This is a genomic window from Paenibacillus sp. J22P90, assembly GCF_059692195.1.
Map to the genome: position 1 here is coordinate 297,283 of NZ_JCAUAY010000005.1, position 20,814 is coordinate 318,096.

At 47.0% G+C, this 20,814-nt stretch carries 26 protein-coding genes; 19 read left to right on the forward strand and 7 right to left on the reverse strand.

Going from position 1 to position 20,814, the window contains the following annotated elements; genetic code table 11:
- Positions 1-4: 4 nt before the first annotated feature.
- The 3 genes from rpe to spoVM all read left to right on the forward strand — a co-directional run bounded on the left by rpe (position 5) and on the right by spoVM (position 1,272).
- Positions 5-655, forward strand: a complete 651-nt coding sequence (gene rpe / locus AC58UX_RS18770) for a ribulose-phosphate 3-epimerase (protein WP_497255423.1) — start codon at positions 5-7, stop codon at positions 653-655.
- 16 nt (positions 656-671) lie between these two features.
- Positions 672-917, forward strand: coding sequence for a hypothetical protein (locus AC58UX_RS18775; RefSeq protein WP_497255425.1), 246 nt, complete (start codon positions 672-674; stop codon positions 915-917).
- A 274-nt stretch (positions 918-1,191) separates the two neighbouring features.
- Positions 1,192-1,272 carry a stage V sporulation protein SpoVM gene (spoVM, locus tag AC58UX_RS18780; protein WP_036634233.1) on the forward strand — a complete coding sequence of 27 codons (81 nt, stop codon included), beginning with the start codon at positions 1,192-1,194 and terminating at the stop codon, positions 1,270-1,272.
- Positions 1,273-1,376: 104 nt separating this feature from the next.
- On the opposite strand, the gene rpmB is transcribed toward spoVM, so the two are convergent.
- The gene (gene rpmB, locus AC58UX_RS18785) at positions 1,377-1,565 is read right to left on the reverse strand and encodes a 50S ribosomal protein L28 (RefSeq protein WP_028558211.1); all 189 of its coding nucleotides are present in this window, start codon (positions 1,563-1,565) and stop codon (positions 1,377-1,379) included.
- A gap of 253 nt (positions 1,566-1,818) precedes the next feature.
- Here rpmB and AC58UX_RS18790 point away from each other — a divergent pair, with 253 nt between their 5' ends.
- The 14 genes from AC58UX_RS18790 (at position 1,819) to AC58UX_RS18855 (ending at position 14,654) form a co-directional block, all read left to right on the forward strand.
- Positions 1,819-2,178 (forward strand): Asp23/Gls24 family envelope stress response protein, encoded by a 360-nt coding sequence (locus AC58UX_RS18790; RefSeq protein WP_028558212.1) that lies wholly within the window; start codon positions 1,819-1,821, stop codon positions 2,176-2,178.
- A 29-nt stretch (positions 2,179-2,207) separates the two neighbouring features.
- Positions 2,208-3,950 carry a DAK2 domain-containing protein gene (locus tag AC58UX_RS18795; protein WP_497255427.1) on the forward strand — a complete coding sequence of 581 codons (1,743 nt, stop codon included), beginning with the start codon at positions 2,208-2,210 and terminating at the stop codon, positions 3,948-3,950.
- 45 nt (positions 3,951-3,995) lie between these two features.
- A complete protein-coding gene (locus tag AC58UX_RS18800) occupies positions 3,996-4,856 on the forward strand; it encodes a DegV family protein (protein WP_497255429.1) in 861 nt (286 codons plus the stop codon).
- 3 nt (positions 4,857-4,859) lie between these two features.
- Positions 4,860-6,905 (forward strand): ATP-dependent DNA helicase RecG, encoded by a 2,046-nt coding sequence (gene recG, locus AC58UX_RS18805; RefSeq protein WP_497255431.1) that lies wholly within the window; start codon positions 4,860-4,862, stop codon positions 6,903-6,905.
- An 8-nt stretch (positions 6,906-6,913) separates the two neighbouring features.
- Positions 6,914-7,264, forward strand: a complete 351-nt coding sequence (locus AC58UX_RS18810) for a DUF1294 domain-containing protein (RefSeq protein ID WP_497255433.1) — start codon at positions 6,914-6,916, stop codon at positions 7,262-7,264.
- A gap of 438 nt (positions 7,265-7,702) precedes the next feature.
- Positions 7,703-7,990 (forward strand): stage VI sporulation protein F, encoded by a 288-nt coding sequence (locus AC58UX_RS18815; RefSeq protein WP_497255435.1) that lies wholly within the window; start codon positions 7,703-7,705, stop codon positions 7,988-7,990.
- A 281-nt stretch (positions 7,991-8,271) separates the two neighbouring features.
- A complete protein-coding gene (locus AC58UX_RS18820) occupies positions 8,272-8,640 on the forward strand; it encodes a YhjD family protein (protein WP_497255437.1) in 369 nt (122 codons plus the stop codon).
- Positions 8,637-9,917, forward strand: coding sequence for a DNA polymerase IV (locus AC58UX_RS18825; protein WP_497255439.1), 1,281 nt, complete (start codon positions 8,637-8,639; stop codon positions 9,915-9,917). Before AC58UX_RS18820 ends, AC58UX_RS18825 begins: the two co-directional genes overlap by 4 nt.
- Entirely contained in the window at positions 9,914-10,438 is a 525-nt protein-coding gene (locus tag AC58UX_RS18830) for a YhjD family protein (protein ID WP_497255441.1), read from the forward strand. Before AC58UX_RS18825 ends, AC58UX_RS18830 begins: the two co-directional genes overlap by 4 nt.
- Positions 10,439-10,590: 152 nt before the next feature.
- A complete protein-coding gene (locus AC58UX_RS18835; protein WP_497255443.1) occupies positions 10,591-11,271 on the forward strand; it encodes an SOS response-associated peptidase in 681 nt (226 codons plus the stop codon).
- 34 nt (positions 11,272-11,305) lie between these two features.
- Positions 11,306-12,469: a metallophosphoesterase gene (locus AC58UX_RS18840; RefSeq protein ID WP_497255445.1), complete on the forward strand. Its 1,164-nt coding sequence runs from the start codon at positions 11,306-11,308 to the stop codon at positions 12,467-12,469.
- Positions 12,470-12,474: 5 nt separating this feature from the next.
- The gene (locus tag AC58UX_RS18845; RefSeq protein ID WP_497255447.1) at positions 12,475-13,023 is read left to right on the forward strand and encodes a hypothetical protein; all 549 of its coding nucleotides are present in this window, start codon (positions 12,475-12,477) and stop codon (positions 13,021-13,023) included.
- Between the two features lie 45 nt (positions 13,024-13,068).
- Positions 13,069-14,088 carry a CobW family GTP-binding protein gene (locus AC58UX_RS18850; protein ID WP_497255449.1) on the forward strand — a complete coding sequence of 340 codons (1,020 nt, stop codon included), beginning with the start codon at positions 13,069-13,071 and terminating at the stop codon, positions 14,086-14,088.
- 143 nt (positions 14,089-14,231) lie between these two features.
- Positions 14,232-14,654 (forward strand): Fur family transcriptional regulator, encoded by a 423-nt coding sequence (locus tag AC58UX_RS18855; protein WP_497255946.1) that lies wholly within the window; start codon positions 14,232-14,234, stop codon positions 14,652-14,654.
- Between the two features lie 89 nt (positions 14,655-14,743).
- On the opposite strand, the gene AC58UX_RS18860 is transcribed toward AC58UX_RS18855, so the two are convergent.
- The 3 genes from AC58UX_RS18860 to AC58UX_RS18870 all read right to left on the reverse strand — a co-directional run bounded on the left by AC58UX_RS18860 (position 14,744) and on the right by AC58UX_RS18870 (position 17,865).
- Positions 14,744-16,104 (reverse strand): IS3 family transposase gene (locus tag AC58UX_RS18860; protein ID WP_497255451.1). Its coding sequence is split into 2 segments (ribosomal slippage): positions 14,744-15,648 and positions 15,648-16,104, totalling 1,362 coding nucleotides; the frame shifts between segments, so codons are not numbered across the junction.
- Positions 16,105-16,184: 80 nt separating this feature from the next.
- Positions 16,185-17,252 (reverse strand): polysaccharide deacetylase family protein, encoded by a 1,068-nt coding sequence (locus tag AC58UX_RS18865; RefSeq protein WP_497255452.1) that lies wholly within the window; start codon positions 17,250-17,252, stop codon positions 16,185-16,187.
- Positions 17,253-17,367: 115 nt separating this feature from the next.
- A complete protein-coding gene (locus tag AC58UX_RS18870) occupies positions 17,368-17,865 on the reverse strand; it encodes a GNAT family N-acetyltransferase (RefSeq protein WP_497255454.1) in 498 nt (165 codons plus the stop codon).
- 137 nt (positions 17,866-18,002) lie between these two features.
- Between AC58UX_RS18870 and AC58UX_RS18875 the strand changes: the two genes are divergently transcribed.
- A complete protein-coding gene (locus tag AC58UX_RS18875; protein WP_497255456.1) occupies positions 18,003-18,287 on the forward strand; it encodes a hypothetical protein in 285 nt (94 codons plus the stop codon).
- Positions 18,288-18,372: 85 nt separating this feature from the next.
- On the opposite strand, the gene AC58UX_RS18880 is transcribed toward AC58UX_RS18875, so the two are convergent.
- Complete coding sequence (locus AC58UX_RS18880; protein ID WP_497255458.1) at positions 18,373-18,543, reverse strand: hypothetical protein; 171 nt, start codon at positions 18,541-18,543, stop codon at positions 18,373-18,375.
- Between the two features lie 257 nt (positions 18,544-18,800).
- Between AC58UX_RS18880 and AC58UX_RS18885 the strand changes: the two genes are divergently transcribed.
- Positions 18,801-19,238 carry a ribosomal-processing cysteine protease Prp gene (locus tag AC58UX_RS18885; RefSeq protein WP_497255460.1) on the forward strand — a complete coding sequence of 146 codons (438 nt, stop codon included), beginning with the start codon at positions 18,801-18,803 and terminating at the stop codon, positions 19,236-19,238.
- Between the two features lie 257 nt (positions 19,239-19,495).
- On the opposite strand, the gene AC58UX_RS18890 is transcribed toward AC58UX_RS18885, so the two are convergent.
- The gene (locus tag AC58UX_RS18890; protein WP_497255462.1) at positions 19,496-19,930 is read right to left on the reverse strand and encodes a hypothetical protein; all 435 of its coding nucleotides are present in this window, start codon (positions 19,928-19,930) and stop codon (positions 19,496-19,498) included.
- A gap of 397 nt (positions 19,931-20,327) precedes the next feature.
- Positions 20,328-20,501 carry a hypothetical protein gene (locus tag AC58UX_RS18895; RefSeq protein ID WP_497255464.1) on the reverse strand — a complete coding sequence of 58 codons (174 nt, stop codon included), beginning with the start codon at positions 20,499-20,501 and terminating at the stop codon, positions 20,328-20,330.
- Between the last annotated feature and the right edge of the window lie 313 nt (positions 20,502-20,814).

The window sequence follows — 20,814 nt, forward strand, 5'->3', positions numbered from 1 at the left end:
CGTAATGGTATATGTAGCACCTTCTATTTTATCTGCCGATTTTGCCAAGCTTGGCGATGAGATTAGGGCAGTGGAGCAGGGCGGAGCGGACTGGATTCATGTCGACGTAATGGATGGCCATTTTGTACCGAATATTACAATTGGCCCCCTTGTCGTTGACGCGATTCGTCCAGTCACCAAGCTGCCGCTGGATGTTCATTTGATGATTGAGCAGCCAGATCGTTATATCCCTGATTTTGTGAAGGCGGGCGCCGATCTGATTTCGGTGCATGTAGAAGCCTGTACGCATCTGCATCGGACGCTCGACCTGATTAAGCAAAGCGGCATCAAAGCTGGCGTTGTGTTGAATCCTGCTACACCGATTTCGCTCATTGAGCATGTGCTGGGCGAGCATCTGGATCTCGTTCTGATTATGACGGTGAATCCAGGCTTCGGTGGGCAGGCATTCATCCCTGGGATGCTGAGTAAAATTCGCGCGCTGCGTGAGCAGGCGAATGCGAAGGGGCTCACGGGGCTTCATATCGAAGTAGACGGCGGTATAAACGAGGTAACAGCTCGTCAGGTCATAGAGGCGGGGGCTGATGTCTTGGTAGCCGGCAATGCCGTATTCGGGCAACAGGACCGTCCTGAGGCTATTAGGCGAATACGCGGCTAAAAGGGGACAAAGGACAATGAGATTTCTCTGGCTACTGATGTACAGTCTGCTTTGCGCGGCATTATTGACGTGCTTTTCAACGCTTCCAGGTTTCGAGAAGTACATTTTCTCGCTTGGCGCGCTCTATGTGGGGATGCGGTTCTTCCGTCGATTTGAACGAATTAGCTTCCGTGTATGGTTTATCGTGATTTCGGTATTTTTCTATTTCATTTTCAGTTTAATTGTTGCACTGTACAATGAGGTGGGCATAACGGCTCCATAGCCGCATACATATAGTTACAAGAGTGATACGCTCTTGTAGCTTTTTTTGCTTTCTGGATGCAACTGAATTGTGGGAGGAAGTAAAAATAGATGTCACTTTTTCTCCGCTCTGGGCATACACTGTTGTAATGATGTTAAGGAGCAGTCATGCACGATGTGAAGCGTTTGCTCAAGAAGTCAGAGAGCTGGCGAGGCGAGGTCCGTTTTCAGGAGAAAACTTTAAGTGGATGCTTACGAAGCCAGTTTTCTGGCGAAACTCTAAGGAGGGGTAGAGAATGAAATTCTACACAATCAAACTGCCGAGATTTTTGGGAGGATTCGTGAAAGCCGTACTTAATACGTTTAGTAAAAACTAAGTTTGGCCCATACTTACGTCATTCTCCCCAGGAATGCAAAAAAAGCACCGATTAAGGTGCTTTTTGTCATTCACATAAGTAAGTTAAGTATCCGAAGCTGCGAATTAAACGCGAGCCACTTTTCCGGATTTCAACGCACGAGTACTTACGTAAACCCGTTTCGGTTTACCATCAACGAGGATGCGAACCTTTTGAACGTTTACTCCCCAAGTACGCTTGTTTTTATTGTTAGCGTGGGACACGTGATTTCCTGATTTAGGACTTTTACCTGTAATGAAACATTTGCGGGACATGTTTGACACCTCCTTCGGCAGTATACAAAGAAGCCTGGGTGGCAAGCCTAAGCTTGACATGACAGTATTCCTCAAATTAACAACTTTCTTGCGATACGTGATGCATCCAGCAAAAACACACTTAAACATAATAGCATAGCAAAAGGAGCAGAGTCAACGAATTAACCGCATTTTTGCCGTTTATTTATGAAGTATGTTATAGTACAATGAAGATTAGTCTTGCTAAAGCGAAACTTGAAGGAGTTGTTACATAATGCCGATTGAACTCACAACCGAGTATGGAAAAGTGTATATTACCAATGAAGTGATTTCAACTCTGGCCGGATCTGCTGCATTAGATTGCTATGGACTTGTGGGCATGGCAACAAGAAAGCAATTGAAGGATGGTATAGCTGAACTGCTAGGTCGAGATAATTTGAGCCGCGGTGTCGAAGTTCGTAGAGAGAACGGGCGACTTGAAATTGATCTTTATATTATTGTCAGCTATGGAACCAAAATATCCGTAGTGGCAGGGAATGTCCAAACGAAAGTCAAATATATCTTAAATGAAGTTGTAGGGTTGCAGGTGGACGATGTGAACATCTTTGTTCAAGGCGTTCGAGTAGCCAAATAATAGCCCGAAAATCAGGAAGGGGAATCACTTTGAGTAAGCGCTTTATTTCAATAAATGGAAATGACTTCACTGCCATGGTCTTGGCGGGTGCGGATAACCTTCGCAGGAATGTAGATAAGGTTAATGGATTGAACGTTTTCCCTGTACCCGATGGAGATACTGGCACCAACATGAATTTAACACTCACGGCAGGCTGTGAGGAACTGAAGAAGAAGCCATCTTCTCATATTGGAAAAGCAGCTGATGCATTGTCCAAAGGGCTACTGATGGGTGCAAGAGGCAATTCTGGTGTGATTTTATCGCAATTGTTCCGCGGATTCGCGAAGCATGTACACGATTTAGAAAATGTGAATGGCCAGCAATTCGCGGCTGCTTTGCAGCAAGGGGTCGAAACAGCCTATAAGGCTGTTGTGAAACCCGTGGAGGGCACCATTTTAACCGTATCCAAGGAAGCCGCTAAGCATGCCGTGCAGTATCGCCGCAGCAGCGATCTATTGGATTTGATGAACGAGGTTCTAGGCAAAGCAAAGGAAGCACTGGCAAAAACCCCAGATCAACTGGCTGTTCTTAAACAAGTTGGCGTTGTTGATGCGGGAGGCCAAGGGCTTGTATGCGTCTATGAGGGCTTTGTAGCGGCGTTAAGCGGCGGCTTGGTTCAAGTGGACGAAGACTTTGCTACGATGGATACGAACCTTGCAGGTGAGGTTTCGCTGCTTCCTGGCATGAATTTGGCGAAGGAAGTGCACGCGCATCTGCCTGCACAAGCCCATTTAGCGACAGAAGATATCGAGTTTGGCTACTGTACTGAATTCATGCTGACGATTGCGCCTGGCAAGGTGAAGGGCTTCACATTCGATGAAAGCACGTTCCGTGATCAGCTGAGCAAGCTAGGGGATTCGCTCCTTGTTGTTGCTGATGACGAGCTTGTGAAAGTGCATATTCACGCGGAATACCCGGGCGAGGTTATGAACCAAGCGATGAATTATGGTGCACTTAGCCGTATCAAAATCGAAAATATGCGTGATCAGCATTCACATATTTTAGAAGATGTAACGCATGGGTATGAGGCTCCTGCCGTTATTCATAGCGCTACCGCAGTTGCAGCACCTAAGAAGCCATATGGCTTCGTTGCGGTTGCTCTAGGTGACGGGATTACCGACATTTTATCCAGTGTTGGCGTTGATGTGGTGTTGTCCGGTGGACAAACGATGAACCCAAGCACAGAGGATATCGTGAATGCCGTGAACAGCATTGACGCGGACACGATTTATGTGCTTCCGAATAATTCGAACATTATTTTGGCCGCGCAGCAAGCGGTTGATCTGGTCGATAACAAAAAGCTGATCGTGATCCCATCGAAATCCATCCCGCAGGGACTTGCAGCCATTCTGGCTTTCCAAGAGAAGGCGGATGCACAGACGAATACAGACGCGATGAGTGAATCGCTTCGTCGTGTTAAATCCGGACAAGTTACGTATGCGGTACGCGATACGAACATGGATGGTATGGATATTAAGCAGGGTCATTTTATCGGAATTCAAGATGGCCGCATTGTCTCTTCACAGCCAAGCTTGATGGACGCGTGCAAGAAGCTGCTTGAGGAAATGATCGATGAAAGCAGCGAGATTGTGACGATCTTGACGGGTGAAGATGCGACAGAGGAAGGAACGGACGAGCTGGAAGCTTTTATTCAGACGTTGTATCCGGATATGGAAGTTGAGCTTCACCCTGGTGGACAACCCTTGTATGCGTACCTCTTCTCGGTTGAATAAGAGCGTACAAGCAGGTATTGCAAATTCGTGATGGGAGTGAGCACTGTGACAAATATTCGTATTGTAACGGATAGTACGGCTGATATTCCTTTGGCTGTCAGAGAAGCGTTGAACATTGAAATGGTGCCGCTCAAAATTAATTTTGGCGAAGAACAGTATCTGGATACGGTGACGCTTCAGTCGGAGGAGTTTTACCGGAAGCTGACGTCATCTACCTATTTCCCAACAACGTCAACGCCGTCACCAGGTGAGTTTCTGGAAGTATACCAGGGATTGCTGGAGGAGCCCGGTACGGAGGTTATCTCTATTCACCTGTCTTCTGTGTTGAGTGGAACGTACAGGACGGCTGAGCTGGCTTCTACGCTGTTAGAGGGCGATCAGGTTGGCAAGGTTCACCTTGTTGATTCCTGTTCGGCTTCTTATGGCATCGGGGCGCTCGTTGTGGCTGCTGCTGAGGCTGCTCAGGCGGGTAAAAGCGTCGATGAAATCGTAGCGCTTGTTCAGACGATGAGAGCGAACTTTTATATTTATTTCCTTGTAGATACACTGGAGTTTCTTCAAAAGGGCGGTAGAATCGGCAAGGCGTCAGCGCTGCTCGGTTCCCTATTAAACATTAAGCCTATTCTTACTTTAGATAGTGCGGGCGAAGTGACCGTTGTGGATAAGGTTCGCGGTAACAAAAAAGCCATTGCACGCATTCTTGAACTGCTAGCGGCGGACGTGTCTGACAAGACGGTACGCACGCTGCACATCGCTCATGCGAATAATTTGGAAGGCGCGGAGCAGCTGCGGGAGGCCATCGTGCAGCGGTTTTCTGTAGATAACGCGGATTACATTACGCTGGGGCCAGTTATTGGGGCACATGCGGGACCAGGCACGATCGCAGCCTTCGTGAGTACGGTATAAGAGATGGATTTAAATCAATGCACAGTACGTGAAGTCCATGGAGTTGGCGCTCAAAAAGCACTTGAGCTAAACGCCATGGGCGTTTTTACGGTTATGGATTTACTGGAGTACATCCCGTTCCGGTATGAGGATTATACCGTTCGCGATCTAGCCAGTGTAAAAGATGGGGACCGTGTCACCGTGAAGGGCTACATCATCGGCGAACCGGTCTTGCAGCGCTACAGTGGCAAATCCCGCCTATCCTGCAAGGTGATGGTGGATGATTTTCTGCTGACGGCGGTGTGGTTTAACCGCCATTTCCTGAAGGATCGCTTGCGGCCGCAGCAGGAGATTATTCTTACTGGCAAATGGGACGCCAAGCGGCGCCAAATGAGTGTGTCCGATTCGGAGTTTCCCGGACAGGGAGATTCGAACACCGGCACGATTCAGCCGGTGTATTCGGTTGCGGGCTCGATTACGCAGAAGTGGATGCGTAAGGTTATTCAGCAGGCGCTGACGCAGTACAGCGCTTTGATCAGTGAAGTGCTGCCGGCGGGCATTACCGGCAGGTACGGGTTTATGCCGCGCAGCAAGGCGCTGGCTGTCATCCACACGCCGAGCGGCGTGGAGGAGGGCAAGCAGGCGCGCAGGCGCATGGTGTATGAGGAGCTGTTCCTATTCCAGCTCAAGCTCCAGGCTTACCGGGCTGTGACGCGCAGCCGCACGGATGGATTGAAGCAGCAGGTCGATCTGCCTGCTGTCCGCGCATTCGTGCGCGCGCTCCCCTTCCAGCTGACGGAGTCGCAGAAGAAGGTCGTTGGTGAGCTCCTGCACGACATGCAGGAGCCCTACGCGATGAACCGGCTGCTGCAGGGCGATGTCGGTGCGGGGAAGACGATCGTCGCGGCTATAGGCCTCTACGCGACGGTTACGGCTGGCTACCAAGGCGCGCTGATGGTGCCGACGGAGATCCTTGCTGAGCAGCACAATCGCTCGCTCAGCAGTTTGTTTGAGCCTTACGGGTTGCAGGTCGCTTTGCTGACCGGAAGCTCCACAGAGCGCCAGCGGCGCGATCTGCTGGCCTCTTTGCAGATGGGGTTGATCCATGTACTGGTCGGGACGCATGCGCTCATTCAAGAGGATGTGTATTTCCGCCAGCTGGGTCTGGTGGTAACGGATGAGCAGCATCGCTTCGGGGTGAACCAGCGCAGCATCCTGCGGCGCAAGGGGATGAATCCCGACGTGCTGACGATGACGGCGACGCCGATCCCGCGCACGCTGGCCATTACAGCGTTCGGCGACATGGACGTGTCGACGCTGCGTGAGCTGCCGAAGGGGCGGAAGCCGATCAAGACCTACGCGGTGCAGCATGCGATGCTGGAGCGCGTGCTGGGCTTTATTCAGCGCGAGGTGGCCGCAGGCCGGCAGGCGTATGTGATTTGTCCGCTCATCGAGGAGTCGGACAAGCTGGACGTGCAGAATGCGATCGACGTCCACATTCAGCTGCAGCAGCATTTTCCGCAGATGCGGATCGGCCTGCTGCACGGTCGTATGAGCGCGCAGGAGAAGGAAGCGATCATGCGCGCTTTCAAGGAAGGCACCGTGGAGGCGCTCGTGTCGACCACGGTGATCGAGGTCGGCGTGGACGTGCCGAACGCCACGCTGATGGTGATCTACGACGCCGACCGCTTCGGCCTGTCGCAGCTGCACCAGCTGCGCGGCCGGGTCGGGCGGGGCGAGCACCAGTCTTTCTGTGTGCTCATCGCCGATCCGAAGACAGAGGTCGGCAAGGAGCGCATGAAGGCGATGACGGAGACCACCGACGGCTTCGAGATTGCCCGGCGCGATCTCGAGCTGCGCGGGCCGGGGGATTTCTTCGGCACGAAGCAGAGCGGGCTGCCGGAGTTCCGCATCGCCGACATGATGGCGGATTTCGAAATCATGGAGCAGGCGCGAGATGATGCGGCCGAGCTTGTCGGCGACTCGTCCTTCTGGACGGGGGCTTCTTTTATGCCGCTGAGGGCGTATTTGGAGCGGGCTCATATTTTTGACAGCGAAGTGCTAGATTAGTAGGCGGCTTGCGAGACAAGTTGACCCATGGCGTGTTCCCTTTTAAGATAGGAGTAGCAGCGCTATTTTATGGAAACGAAGGTGTGCCGCCAGTGACTTATTTACTCGTTTATTTATTGATCATGAATATCATTACGTTTATTGAGATGGGACACGATAAAGGACAAGCCAAAAAAGGCGGGCGCCGTGTGCCGGAAAAACGACTTTTTTTACTCGCTGCGATTGGGGGCGGGATCGGTGGTTGGCTGGGCATGCGGATGTGGCGGCATAAGACGAAGCATACTTCCTTTGTTGTCGGCTTTCCGCTGCTGATTGCGCTCAATTGTATCTGCGTCATTTTAATAGCCATTTATATGTAAAATGGAGAGACAGCTGCCGGGAACGGTGGCTGTTTTTTTGTGTCTTGTCTTGGCGTGCCGCCAACCTAACCTGATGATCCCACACTTGACCCGAACCCCGCCATCTACACGTTCCCCTAAAGCAGCTAACTGGAAAAACTCCAGCTAATTCCCCGTAATCCCCCGGAAATTAAGCGATAAATGGAAAATATGTAGCTAAATCGCTGTTTTAAGAGGTTCTTGGCATTTGCGGGCCAAATACATGCATGAAATCCAGTTAGTTGATTTTTATTGAGAAAATGAGCGAATTTAACTGTACATTTTCCATTTAAAGGATCGGCCTACGGCGGATCGTTGGGCAGGTGGTTAACATCGGTTTTGCATATATACGCGGCCTCTGTCAAGTTTGCCTGCTTTCACTCATAAGATAGGAGCATGACGGGTATCGGAGGTGCGGGCATGAGTTATCAGCAATATGGCATCGATCCTGCGCTCGTGGAGCGTGTAAAGTTCAAGATGAAAAACCCTGAGGTCAAGGAACGCATCAAAATGCTGCTCCAAGGCGTTACGAAAGCAGATTTGCAAAACACGGCGAAGGTCACGCGTTTAATCGGTCTTGCTGCTGCCATTTTCGGTGAAAAGCTGACCGGAAGTCAGACGAACCAGATTTTAACGTTCATCATCGCGCAAAAAATCGATCCCAATAACACGTTTCATTTAATTAAGCTGTGGTCCATGTTTCGATAGCTGGACGATGAAAGCGCCACTTGTAGAGCTGAGGATGCTCTGGGAGTGGCGTTTTTGCTGTTGTTATTTACCACAGTAGAAAGTTTAAGTTTTCGGATCACGAAAACATCTTTCTGCTTGGCGATAAAACCTTCCTCTAAACGTGGTCGCTCATCCTTGAATGGCCTCGATAGAGGTTTTCTCATAAAAATAAAATTCCAAAAAATTCACTTGCATAACGAATACGTGTTCGGTATATAATATGGAAAAACGAATATATGTTCGCATATGGTGGTGAGAACATGAACGATTCAAGAGTCGAGACAGAAGAGGATGTCCAAATGATTAAGGATTTCACGCTGCTGCCGATTTTGCTTGATATGCTGGCAAGAGATATGGAGGAGCTTAAAGTTTATAAGGATAAGATCGTATACAATCACATTCTTTTTTATCTCAGAGAGGTTGAGATGGCTATTTATCCCGAAATACAACGATTGAAAAGCAAGATGAAACAGCGTGACATTAGGGTGATTCATACCGAAACCAATGCTTTAGGGATTAATGTCGAGTACAAAGTTCGAGGCTACATCCATCATTTCACGATGCTTCGCAGCTTGGTCAAGGCTGAGCTTATGACTACGCTGATGAATATGCGGGGGGAATTGCGATGAACAAAGGAAACAGGGGCGAGGTGCGAACGATTTTCCTGGCGGATTGTCAAAGTTTTTATGCCAGTATCGAGAAAGCCGATCATCCAGGACTAGAGAATAAGCCGGTTGCTGTTGCGGGAGATCCTGCGTTAAGGTCGGGTATTATTTTAGCTGCCTGCCCTGTTGCCAAAGGATTCGGTGTAACGACAGCCGAACGCTTGGGTGAAGCGCTCAAGAAGTGCCCCGAGCTGATCGTTATGCGGCCGCGGATGCAGCATTATATTGATATATCGCTGATGATTACCAGGATTTATCAGGAGTTTACGGATCTCGTTGAAATTTTTAGTATTGATGAGCAGTTCATGGACGTCACGGGGAGTCTGTCGTTTTTCGGAGGAGATGCTGAGAAGCTGGCGATGACTCTGCAGTATAAGGTGCTAAAGCAAACAGGGGTTAGAATTCGTGTAGGCATTAGTTCGAATAAAATACTAGCGAAAATCGCCACAGATATATGGGCCAAAAAGAATGAAAGCGGCATTTTCACGCTGCCTCCCTCTGCTGTTGAGGAACACCTTTGGAAGGAGCCAGTTAGTAAAATGTTCGGTGTTGGTTCGCGGATGACGGCCCATTTTGCCAAGTTGGGCATGTATAGCATTGGTGATGTGGCACGAACACCGCTGCCGCAGCTCAAGCAGAAATTTCGCGCGCGCTTCGGCAAGCAGTCGGATATTCATGCAGAGGTCATGTGGCGAACAGCGAATGGGCTGGATGACAGCCCGGTCACGCCGGGCACATTTGATACGCCGCCAAAGTCCATCGGCCATATGATGACGCTGCCGAGGGATTATGCGGATTCGTGGGAAGTGAATACGATTCTCATGGAGCTGACGGAGGAAGTGTGTAGGGACTGCCGGCGCAAAGGCTATATGGCCTCGATTGTGACCGTCAGCTGCATGTGCAGTCCATTCGATGCGCCGACAGGCTTCTCGCGTCAGATGAAAATGCCGGATCCAACGAATCATACGGGGACTGTTTTTCAAGCTGTGAAGCAGCTTTTTTATAAATTTTGGGATACGATGCCTGTTCGCCGTGCCGGCGTGATGCTGAGCCAGTTTGTGGACGATGCGACGTATCAGCTCACTCTTTTTGAAGATCAAGTGAAGGCACGAGAGCTGGAGAAGGTGACGGACAGCATTAAGGATCGATTCGGCAATGCGGCGATTGTTCGTGCGTCCTCCCTGACGACAGCCGGTCAAGCGCAGGTTCGTTCGCTCAAAATCGGAGGTCATTATAAATGAGCAAAAAACTGCAGAATAACGGTTTGTGGGAGTCTAGCCGCATGATGCTGCCCCAGCACCGAGAAGCAGCTCAGCGCGAAAGACATGACACTCCTACGGCTACGAAGCGCCCGACAGCGGATGACATTAGCATTATAAGAGAATCTGTTCTGCTGCCGTACATGCACACGATTATTTTGCGAAGGGCGCGCGAGGTGGAGCGTTCCTCCGAGATGTTAAGAACACTGTATTCGAAGGTGGCCCAGGTGCTAGCCAAAAACATGCAAGCCGACTTAGCGAAAGTAAAGCGGCACATGCTGGAGAACGGTATGCACGTTGCGGAAGAGGAGAAGGATGATCAGATGATCCGCTACCGCTATCGGTGCCGAGAGCACGAAGATCGATTTACGATGACGAGGGACTACATGCGTGCTGAAATTGGCGCAAGGATCGGTCGGTATGCGGATAGTCTCGTCACAACGATTTATGGGACAGATCCGCGTGTCAGTGTATTAGAAACGGAAACGAAAAAGAAATCGTAAATCTGCCCGTATACGGTCCTAGTGTCAATCGGTACAGCCTGAAGCCTGAAGAAGAACGGTTCTTCGGGCTGTACGAATTGACGTGAGGCTTTCTTTTTTTCATAATGGAGAGAGGAAATAGGATAACGTATGAAGGAGAAGGATACCTACCAATGTGCGGACGCTACACGATTACCGTAACGTTAGAGGAATTGATGCTGCGTTACGATATGTATGATACCTATATGCCGAGATACAGTCCCAAATATAATGTAGCGCCAGGACAGCAGGTTATGGCGATCGTGCATGACGGGCAGCGTAATAAGCTGGGCGAGCTGCGCTGGGGACTCATTCCAGAATGGGCCAAAGAGGAGAAAATCGGGTACCAAATGCTCAACGCGCGATCCGAGACCTTGGCGGACAAGCCTGCTTTTCGCAAACCCTTTGAACGTAAACGCTGTCTGATCCCGGCAGACTCTTTCTATGATTGGAAAGGAACGGGCAAGCATAAACAGCCGATGCGCATCATGCTGCGCAGTAAGGAACTTTTCAGCATGGCTGGGCTGTACGACACATGGACGTCCCCCGAAGGCGTACGCATATCGACATGTACGATCATTACGACGGAATCGAACGAAATGATGAAGGACATTCATGATCGCATGCCGGTTATTTTACCGCGTGATAAGGAAGCTGTTTGGCTTAATCGGGAAACGAAGGATGTTAACCAACTGCGGCCATTGCTGCAGCCTTATCCTTCACAGCTTATGATGGCGTACCCTGTGTCGAGTCGGGTGGGCAATGTGCGGAATGACGATGAGCTATGTATAGAGCCGATAAGTCTTTTGCTATAAAAGATAGGGGAATAGAGAATAGGAGCGTCATGGAATGAGAAATGGTATGGTACTTAGGATCACGCTTATACTCGCTATTGTAGCGGCGATCAACGGTTATATAGGTTGGCATTTGAAGGTGTTTCTAGCGCATCTACTCGGTGATTCCTATCATCCAGGGTGGTATTGGCCTGTGTTTTGGATCGTTGCATTCTCCTATGTCATAGGTCGCTTTGGAGCACGGGTGATGCCTCCAATGCTGTCACGGCTACTTAGCATCGTCGGTTCTTACTGGTTGGCTTTTATCCAATTTGGTCTGCTTCTTTTGCCAGTCACGGATCTAGCCATCGGAGTGTTGTATGCAACATCTGTTTCGCCAGCTACCTATGTGCCTATTCTAGGGTGGATCGTCGTTGCCATTGTACTTATTCTACTCGCATTCAGCTCTTATTTGGCACGAACACCGGTCGTTCGCAAGTATGAAATTACGATTCCTAAACGAGCGGGAGACTGGGAACAGCTTCGGGTCGCAGTCGCCTCGGATATTCATTTAGGGGCGATCGTCGGCAACCGTCATCTACGTAAGCTGGTTAAGCATGTGAATGTGATGAAGCCTGATCTGATTTTGCTGCCTGGTGATGTGATTGACGATGATATTAAACCTTTTATTCGGTATCAGATGGGAAAAACGATGCGAGAACTGCAAGCTCCTCTAGGCATTTATGCTGTGCTGGGCAACCACGAATACTTTGGCGGGCATATTCCAGCGTTCGTGGAACAAATGGAACAAATCGGCATTCGTGTGCTGATGGATGAAGTCGTTCATATTCAAGACCGCCTGTATCTCGTGGGACGCAAAGATAAAACAGCGGAGCACTCTGCTGAAGGACGTAAACCGCTAGCGGCTTTAATGGAGAAAGCAGACGCTGCACAGCCGATTATTGTCATGGATCATCAACCGTATCAGCTAAACGTAGCGGAAGCCGCAGGCGCCGATGTGATGCTGTCGGGTCACACGCACCGTGGTCAAATGGCGCCGTATCATCTCATCACGAGGCGGATTTTTGAACTGGATTGGGGCTATCTGCGAAAAGGCAATCTACACGCGATTGTGTCCTCAGGCTTCGGCACATGGGGCCCGCCGATGCGTTTAGGCAGTCAATCCGAAATCATTGAGCTGACTATTCATTTTACAAGTAACGATAGAGAAGAGGATTAATTCATATGCAAGAGTTAGAGAAGAAACAGATTACGCCTGTAGAGTTGGCTGCAGCTATGATGCAACTGACGATGAAAAGCATAGAAAATAGCTGGGACACGCTGCAACCAGCGGTATTAGCTTACTTGTCTACTCCGGTTTTAACGATGGCGAAGGAGGATGAGTTGGTCAGAGAGGCTTATCTAGCAGCGTTGGCGCTGGAAATCTACTGCATTCCTCATGCGTTTGACGAAGAAACAGCACGTCTAGTTAGCATAGGAATGGGTAAAGTGATGGCTTCCGATAATTTAGCGGAGCATCGTTTATCGGAATCGATTACACAGCACTACCTTCCAAGATTGTCCGCTGTAGCTGAGACGGAGCCTGCAGATTTGGCCCTTGAGCTTGTTAGAGAAGCAGCGAAAATCCTCTACGAGCGCATCGAGCTTCCCTTGAAGCCAGTTGAGCCAGGCACTAGTTTATTATGGGCAAGGCTGTTCCCATTTTTAGCTGGAATCGTTGGGAAATGGCCCATCTTGGCTACGAAGTTTGAGGTTAAGCCTGAGCTTGAGTAAAAGCAATTGGCGTATTGCGTATTGAGGACGGAGGTAAGTACTAAAATGATACAAAAACGAGTTCATGTATATGTTCTATCTGGATTTCTCGGCAGTGGCAAGACGACCTTGCTCACGAAAGCTATCGACTATTTTACCGAAGCGGGGCGCAAGCCGGCTGTTATTATGAACGAAATTGGCGAAGTGAATTTGGACGGGCAGTTAATCGCAAATGAAGTCCCGATGTCTGAACTGCTCGGCGGATGTATTTGCTGTTCTAGTCGTGGCGATCTTGCCACAGCGTTGAATGAATTAGTGACAGAGCAGCAGCCCGATTTGATTTTCGTTGAATCGACCGGGATTGCGAATCCGATGGAGGTTATTGATGAGGTAACGGACGCTTCGCTCGTACTTCCGATTGAGCTTTCAGGGATCATCACGGTTGTGGATGCACCTCAGCTGCTAGAATTAAATCGAACCAGCCGCGGGAAAACGTACCGGCTTATGCGCGATCAAATTCGTTGTGCTAACTTGCTGCTGCTCAATAAGACTGACCTACTGCAGGAATCGGCGCTTCAAGAAGTGCATGATCTCGTTCGTGAATGGAATCCCTATGCGGAGTTGCATTATACCGTGTTTAGTCAACTGGATATTAAACTGATTGAAGATATGCATACTGAGGTTTCAGTCGCGGCGTCTGGGCAAGTCGAAGCGAACGGCGAGGCGCAGCCGCACAGCCACGAGCATGAGGATGAGCATCATCACCACACACACCGACATGTGATGGCGTATACGCACTTTTTTGAACGCGCTGTGGATAGTCAGGCATTTGAAGAATTCGTCAGCAAGCTGCCTCAGGAAGTGTATCGGGCCAAAGGGATTCTTAGCTTCTCGGACACATCAAGTCGCTTCTTATTCCAATATGCATACAGGGAAATGGATTTCGTGAAAATCACCCCCAAAGGCAATGTACCAGACGTAGCCGTCTTCATCGGTGAGAACTTCGCTAAGGACGTTATTCGTGCGGAATTACTGAAGCTGGAAGCCTTGTCGGACAAAGCGGCCCATCATATAGCTGCCGAATAAAGATTCTCCTCTGTACGTGATAGGAGGGCCCCGGTCAGCGTTCTTACTTGACGCAAGAGGGCCATTTGCTGCACTATAATAGGAGAAGATTTCAACACAGAGGGGTAATGTAAGTGAGTACGCATACGGATACGATCGATGAGATGCTAAAAGCGATGTCGAAGCAAGGCTGGAGAATTACAGAGCAGCGTAGAAGCTTGGCGACCTTATTTGCAGAGTCGGGCAGTTATTTATCGCCAAAGGATGTTTATGAGCATATGAAAATGCAATATCCGGGCGTGAGCTTCGAAACTGTGTATCGTAATCTCCGATTGTTGAGTGAAATGGGTGTTCTGGAGCAATTTCATTTGGCGGATGGTCTGAAGTTCAAAGCAAGCTGCCTGTCACACCATCATCATCACATGATCTGCGTTAGCTGCGAGAAAACCGTGACGTTCGAGTTTTGTCCGATGAAGCTAGTGGAGGATTTGCCAGAAAGCTTTGAGATTCAAAGCCATCGGTTTGAAATATTTGGCTATTGTGCAGATTGTAAAACAGCTATGCCGACCTCTCAGGTCAGCGAGTAGTTTGTCTTATCGTTACAGTCACGCATTTTAAAAAAGCAGTCTGCTGGGAAACACCGGCTGAACTGACCCCTTAAAGTTAGACAAATATTTTATGCGATCTTTTGGGCATGAGCCCGGTACTGTACCGGGCTCATGCCTTTTAATTTTGACTTGATGCGTTTGTGGTTGTAGTAATCCATGTATTGTGCTAGTTCTTGCTTGAAGTGATCTACACTTTCAAACTCATTTAGATAAAGAAACTCCGACTTCATAATGCCAAAGAAGTTCTCCATTACCGCGTTATCGTAACAATTTCCTTTGCGTGACATGCTCTGGGTAATTCCTTGTTTCTTCAAAGCATGTTGATAGGGCTTCATCTGGTAGTGCCAGCCTTGATCCGAATGTAGGAGGAGTTCATCCTTCTTAGATAAGCGTATAAATGCCTGATTAAGCATATCAGAGACTAAGGAGTACGTAGGACGAGAACCTATAGTGTAAGTGATAATTTCACCGTTAAACAAGTCTAGCACAGGTGATAAATACAGCTTTTCACCAAACAACTTAAATTCCGTAATATCGGTAACCCACTTCGTATTTGGTTTCTCCGCTTGAAAGTTACGTTCAAGAATATTAGGAGCAATTTTACCTACAGTTCCTTTATGGGAACGATATTTCTTCATACGAACCACTGATTTCAACCCTAATTCCTTCATGATGCGCTGCACTTTTTTATGATTAACTTGATAGCCCTGATTACACACTTCGTCACGGATACGTCGATAGCCATAGCGGCCTTTGTGCTCATCGTAAATGGATTGAATAAGGAGCTTCAGTTCTGCGTCTGTATCGGGCTTGCCAAGCTGCTTCACCCAGTAATAAAAGGTACTACGAGGAATGTCAGCAAGCTTTAATAATGCGATCACCGGAAATTTAAGCCTTAATTCATAGACTACTTGCGATTTGTCTTGTTTGGTGATTTTTCCTTGTTTTGAACTAAGGCATTCAACTTTTTTAAGTAGGCGTTTTCCATACGCAGACGTTCTAATTCGGCCTGTAAGGCCTCAACTGATCCCTCAGCAGGTTCTTGCTTCTTGAAGCCTTTTTTATCTTTATCCATAATGCTGTGACGCCCCTTTTTCATTGGTTTGAGGGCGTCAATTCCATGTACATTGAATTGACTGCGCCATTTTCGAATTAACCCGGGAGAGGAAATATTGAAAATGACAGCAGCTTCATTTGGAGACGTCCCATTCTCGATCATATAGTTGAGTATGTCTATTTTAAATGGGATGGTGTAAGCTGTATAGCTTTTTTCAAAGGCTTTCGCACCGTGATATTCGTATTGCTTAATCCACATACGCAAGACTTCATGATTTATCCCTAATGTTTTTGCAATGTTTTTCAATCCTTCCGTACCATTCTGATACCTAAGTATGGCCTTCAACTTCTCATTTAAACTAAATTTAGACAAAAAACTGCACCTCCAATTGTTAGATGGTGTCTAACAATTGGGGTGCAGTTCAGGCGAGGCTGCTTTTTTGCGTCGTCGTGTTATTTGCTTTTGGTTACGTGCAGCAGCTCAGGAACTGTGACAAATGTATAGCCAGCTGCCTTGAGCTTACTAATAAGCGGTCCAATGGCTTGTACGGTTCCGGATAAATCTTGGCTGTCCGCACCTCCCGAGTGTTGGAGAATAATGGAGCCAGGCTTCGTCTGCTGCATAATGTTGTGAAGGACTTGATCGGAACTCAGTGATTTCCAATCGAGGGAATCGACATTCCAGTTCACAATCAAATAGTGATGCTGAGCAATCCATTTGACTTGCTCTTCATTAATTGCGCCATAAGGAGGGCGGATCAGCCTAGGGGCGTAACCGATGAGACCTTTCAGCACACTTTCGGTACTCTCAATTTGATTTTGAAATTTATCCACAGAGAGCTTGGGTAGATTCTCATGACTGTATGAGTGATTGCCGATCACATGACCCTCATTCACGATCCGCCTGATAATGTCGGGATGCGTGTTCGCCATAGTGCCAAGAACAAAAAAGGTCGCCTTCACTTGACTCGCTTTCAAGGCATCAAGTACTTTTGGCGTAAATCGTGTATCAGGTCCGTCGTCAAAAGTTAACGCGACTTTCTTCTCTTGACTGGAGCCGCGGAGCTTAAAGGTATCTGGGTACTTGACGACCAGTTGTGAGAGCGTGAGCTTTTTCTGAGAAATTCGGGCTTGTCCTTGATTTTTTTGAACGGGCAAGGATGGCCGTTTGGAAGCTTCCGGCTGAATGGCTGTTTTTTTAGGGGCAATCTTAGGCTTCGCACTAGGCGTCACCGTAGGGCTTGATGTTAATGCGGGACTTGGTGCTCGTGTGGCTGTTGGCTGCGCGGAAGATGAGGGTGTGCTCGTAGGTAACACCATACGAATTTGTTTTTTTGAACCTGCATCATCTGTAACAAGCCGGGACTCAACAAAGTCCTTACTAGCCTCCGTAGATGTCTGGGTGACATCAGGCTGGGTATGTTGGGCTGAGCTCTGATCTTGAAAAGGCTTTGAAAAAGGCGCACCGCAGCTGGTTACGAGCAGACAAACGATGCTAAAGGACCAAAGCCGCTTGGTCATGACAATCCCCTCCGAGCATTATGACTATGCTGTAGGTTTTGCTAGGGAGGGGGATCTTATCCAGTGTAAATAGCGGAAACAAATGTGTTCGTTACAACCAGTTTGTAACAATTATTTATGAAATAATTTTTTGGAACGTAACAATGTCTAGAAATTGGCCCCATTTGAAGCCGACCTCGCGATAGTGGGCACATTGCTGGTAATCGTTCCGTGTGAACATGTGAATGCTAGCTGAATTATCCGCACAAACCGTGGCGATTAAGGAGTGGAATCCGCGTTCTTTGGCGATCGCTTCTATATATTGAATAGAGGCTGAGCCAATGCCTTTGCCTACGCATGCTGGAGAAAGATAAATCGTGACCTCACCGGTCGTATCGTAGGCTTGTTTTTTCTTATGAGGCATTACTTGAACATAGCCTTGCAGCTTCTCATCTAGCAGAATCACATAGGTCTGATACCGCGGATTAGGATGCACGACACTTTCCGTAAACTCGGATAATGAAACAGGCTCCGTATGAAAAGAATAGGTCGTATGCATAACGAAATGATTGTAAATATCCATCAGAAACGGGATGTCGGGCGACTCTAATGGTTTGAAGGTTAAGGTAGACATGATGTGGGCACCTCGATGAGATTAGTAAATGTTCCACGGCAGCAGCTAGATCCCTGCGCTAACGACATTTCAAATAGACAATCGGTCCTAATCCATGTATCTTTAGATATAATATCTACTAAATTAGGGGGATCCAAATGTCAGGCAATTTAAATTATATTCTCGTGATTATTATTGGTGTTATCTTACTCGCTGGTCTGACCTACATGAATCTTCGTAAAATAAGCAAATCCACAGCTGACTTGACGCAGCTCAAGAAAAGAACGCTTCTCTGGAGCGAAATCTCCCTGGCATTGTTCGTAGTGCAATTGCTTTTCCGTGATCGCAACGGCGGATTCTTATTGTTCTTCGGGTTCCTGACCTTGTTTACAGGGGCGCATTATTTAGGGGTATTATATTATTCTCGTAAAAGAAACCGATAAAAGTGAAGAGGCTCTCCTCGTAGATTATCTACGAAGGGGGGCCTTTATTTCATTTTTAGGTACACACTCGGCTAAGTTAAAGGTTCTAGTCGTTCCAATTCGTCGGCTGCGTCTTGGTTGCCTTTTTCCACTTCTGATACCATTTCTTCTTCTGCTTCTGTCCCATTAATGTTCGTAGCTGCAGCATCACAAGCTTGGCGCGATCCTCATCAGCATACTTGTCACGCAGGTTCTCAAATACAGGTTGATCGTTCATAGCTGACCTTCTTTTCTGACTGTAGGATGAATGTAATATAGAATGTATGTTCTTGTTTTTATTATAGCATAAAATGGAAGGAGGGTAAAGGTTGGGCTGGATTAGTATAGTCAATATCGAAGGATTTACAGAGCAGCCTATCTCTTGTGGATAGGTTGTTGTGTAAAATTTAATCAAACCCATTACCCTAATATGGTACGATAAAAAAATATGAGAAAGACACTGAGTTATATAACACTATGAAGAGAGATGGAAGAATGGAGTTTTCTAACGAGATAGAAATTCAAAAATCAATAATTGATGATGAGACTGACGAATATAATCCTTTTGTGGTGACATTTTACTACAGTAGTAAAAACATTATGTATGGTTTTGTAGCAAGAGGTGAGACTGGTTTTACTCTATATGGTCTCGATATAATCGCAGCTGGAGTTTCCGCCCTAATAATAAACACTGTACACTCCGTTCAACACCTAACCAACGATCAAGTTGATTCAGAGGTGAAACGTAATTTCACTAGATGCATTCTACCTAAGCTTCAAGATAATAATGGAAGTCGAGAGGCAATTGTATTATTGCAGTCGCTAAAGATAGGGATACATAGTATACAAAACACTTATGGAGAAAAATATATAACAATTGAAGAAATAAGAGAGGAAAAGAAAACTTTTTTAAAGAGACTATTTGTTAAATAACTATGGCATATTTAGAGGTATTGCTTAGAGGACGCTCCTTCAAGCCAACGCTGTCTCTTATGACATGTGTGTAGATAGATAGGACGTGCCGGACTTTGGAGTTGGATCCGGTTTTCTGTGATGTGCTTAAGAAGCAATTTTATGAGTGGAAAGAAATTGAGCCAGTTCTTGGAATATGCAAGCTAAAAACAATGAAAACCGCCTCATGGTGAGGCGGTTAAGTGCAGAATCATTTCCCATTAGATGTTATTGGATAATCATTTATCTATAACTGCCGCAGTAAACGTAATAGGTCCTATGACACTTGCTGATGATTGTCCATTATAAAGTAGCTCACCCGTAAGAGTGTATACAATTTTATCATCGTCGTCGGGGCTATCTACATGAGCGAGATGTGTCACTGCATAGTGATCATCAGGGTATGCCTGAGCCGAGTCAGCTGCACTGTAGATAGTTGTTCCAGTCAGTTGGTTCCCTCTCCAAATACGGAATAATACGTCAACATGATCGAATCCTGTTCCATTGGTAGCTACATTCCAACCTACATTGGCAGTTAACCATACAGTTGCATCACCTTTAACAGAAACCGTAGCTAAAGTAACAGGGTCATCAAATAATAGTGAAATATTAACACTACCACTTGTATTTGGTGTCAAGACATCATACTTTAATTTTTTGAGTTCATGGGACATGAATTTCACCTCCTTGACTTGAATTATTACATCGTATTCAATTTTGATAATCTACGAATCTATTAAGTGACTGATAGTATTAGTATATTTTTGGAAAAAAGGTAGAACCGCTCAGTACAGGCTTATTGCCAAAATACAGCAAAAAAGAAGACGTCGACCATTTGGAAGATGTCTTCTTTTTGTAAATGAACTCGCCAAAGCGTTTATCAATGCGAGATCCACTTTTTGAAATAAAAAATCGCGTTGTAATCCTGGAAAGTAAGAAAGTACTTGGAGAGGTATTCGTGATAAAGTTGCAAGGAAGGCAGTAAGATACATGGAACGTTATGTGGTATCGACCCTTCGATAACGTTGGACAAGTCTAATAGAAGACGAAAAAGACGATCCACATAAATACTCACTTCGAGGAGTCAGGCGGTTTTACAGTAATGAGTACTGAGGCTCGATTTTCATCCTCCATCTGTTGAATAACCTCGAGCAAATAAATGGCAGCACTATAGTTTGCCTGATCAATGAATTCGCGGATGAGTTCAATAATGTCTTGCTTAGATACTAAATAGTATAGTTGCAAATGACCACATCCCTGTACAAGTACTTGCAAATAATTTATGCAGCGCGTTCATTCTGGGTATGGGCATTGAATAACTAAATTTATGCTGGATTCATTGTATTGGAAGAATACGCTGAAATAGAAGACGAGGAGAACGAAGCCGTTAAAATACGGAGGAATTGTATATGAAATGGAGACAAGAGCTATTTTAAGTTAAGCGAAACGAACAAGGCGTGGCATTGAGCATTCTTGGTAAACACGATGAACTCTCAATACTGCAGGCAGATCGGCGGATCATTAAAGAAAATATCAGATGATTTGCAGAGTAGCTTAT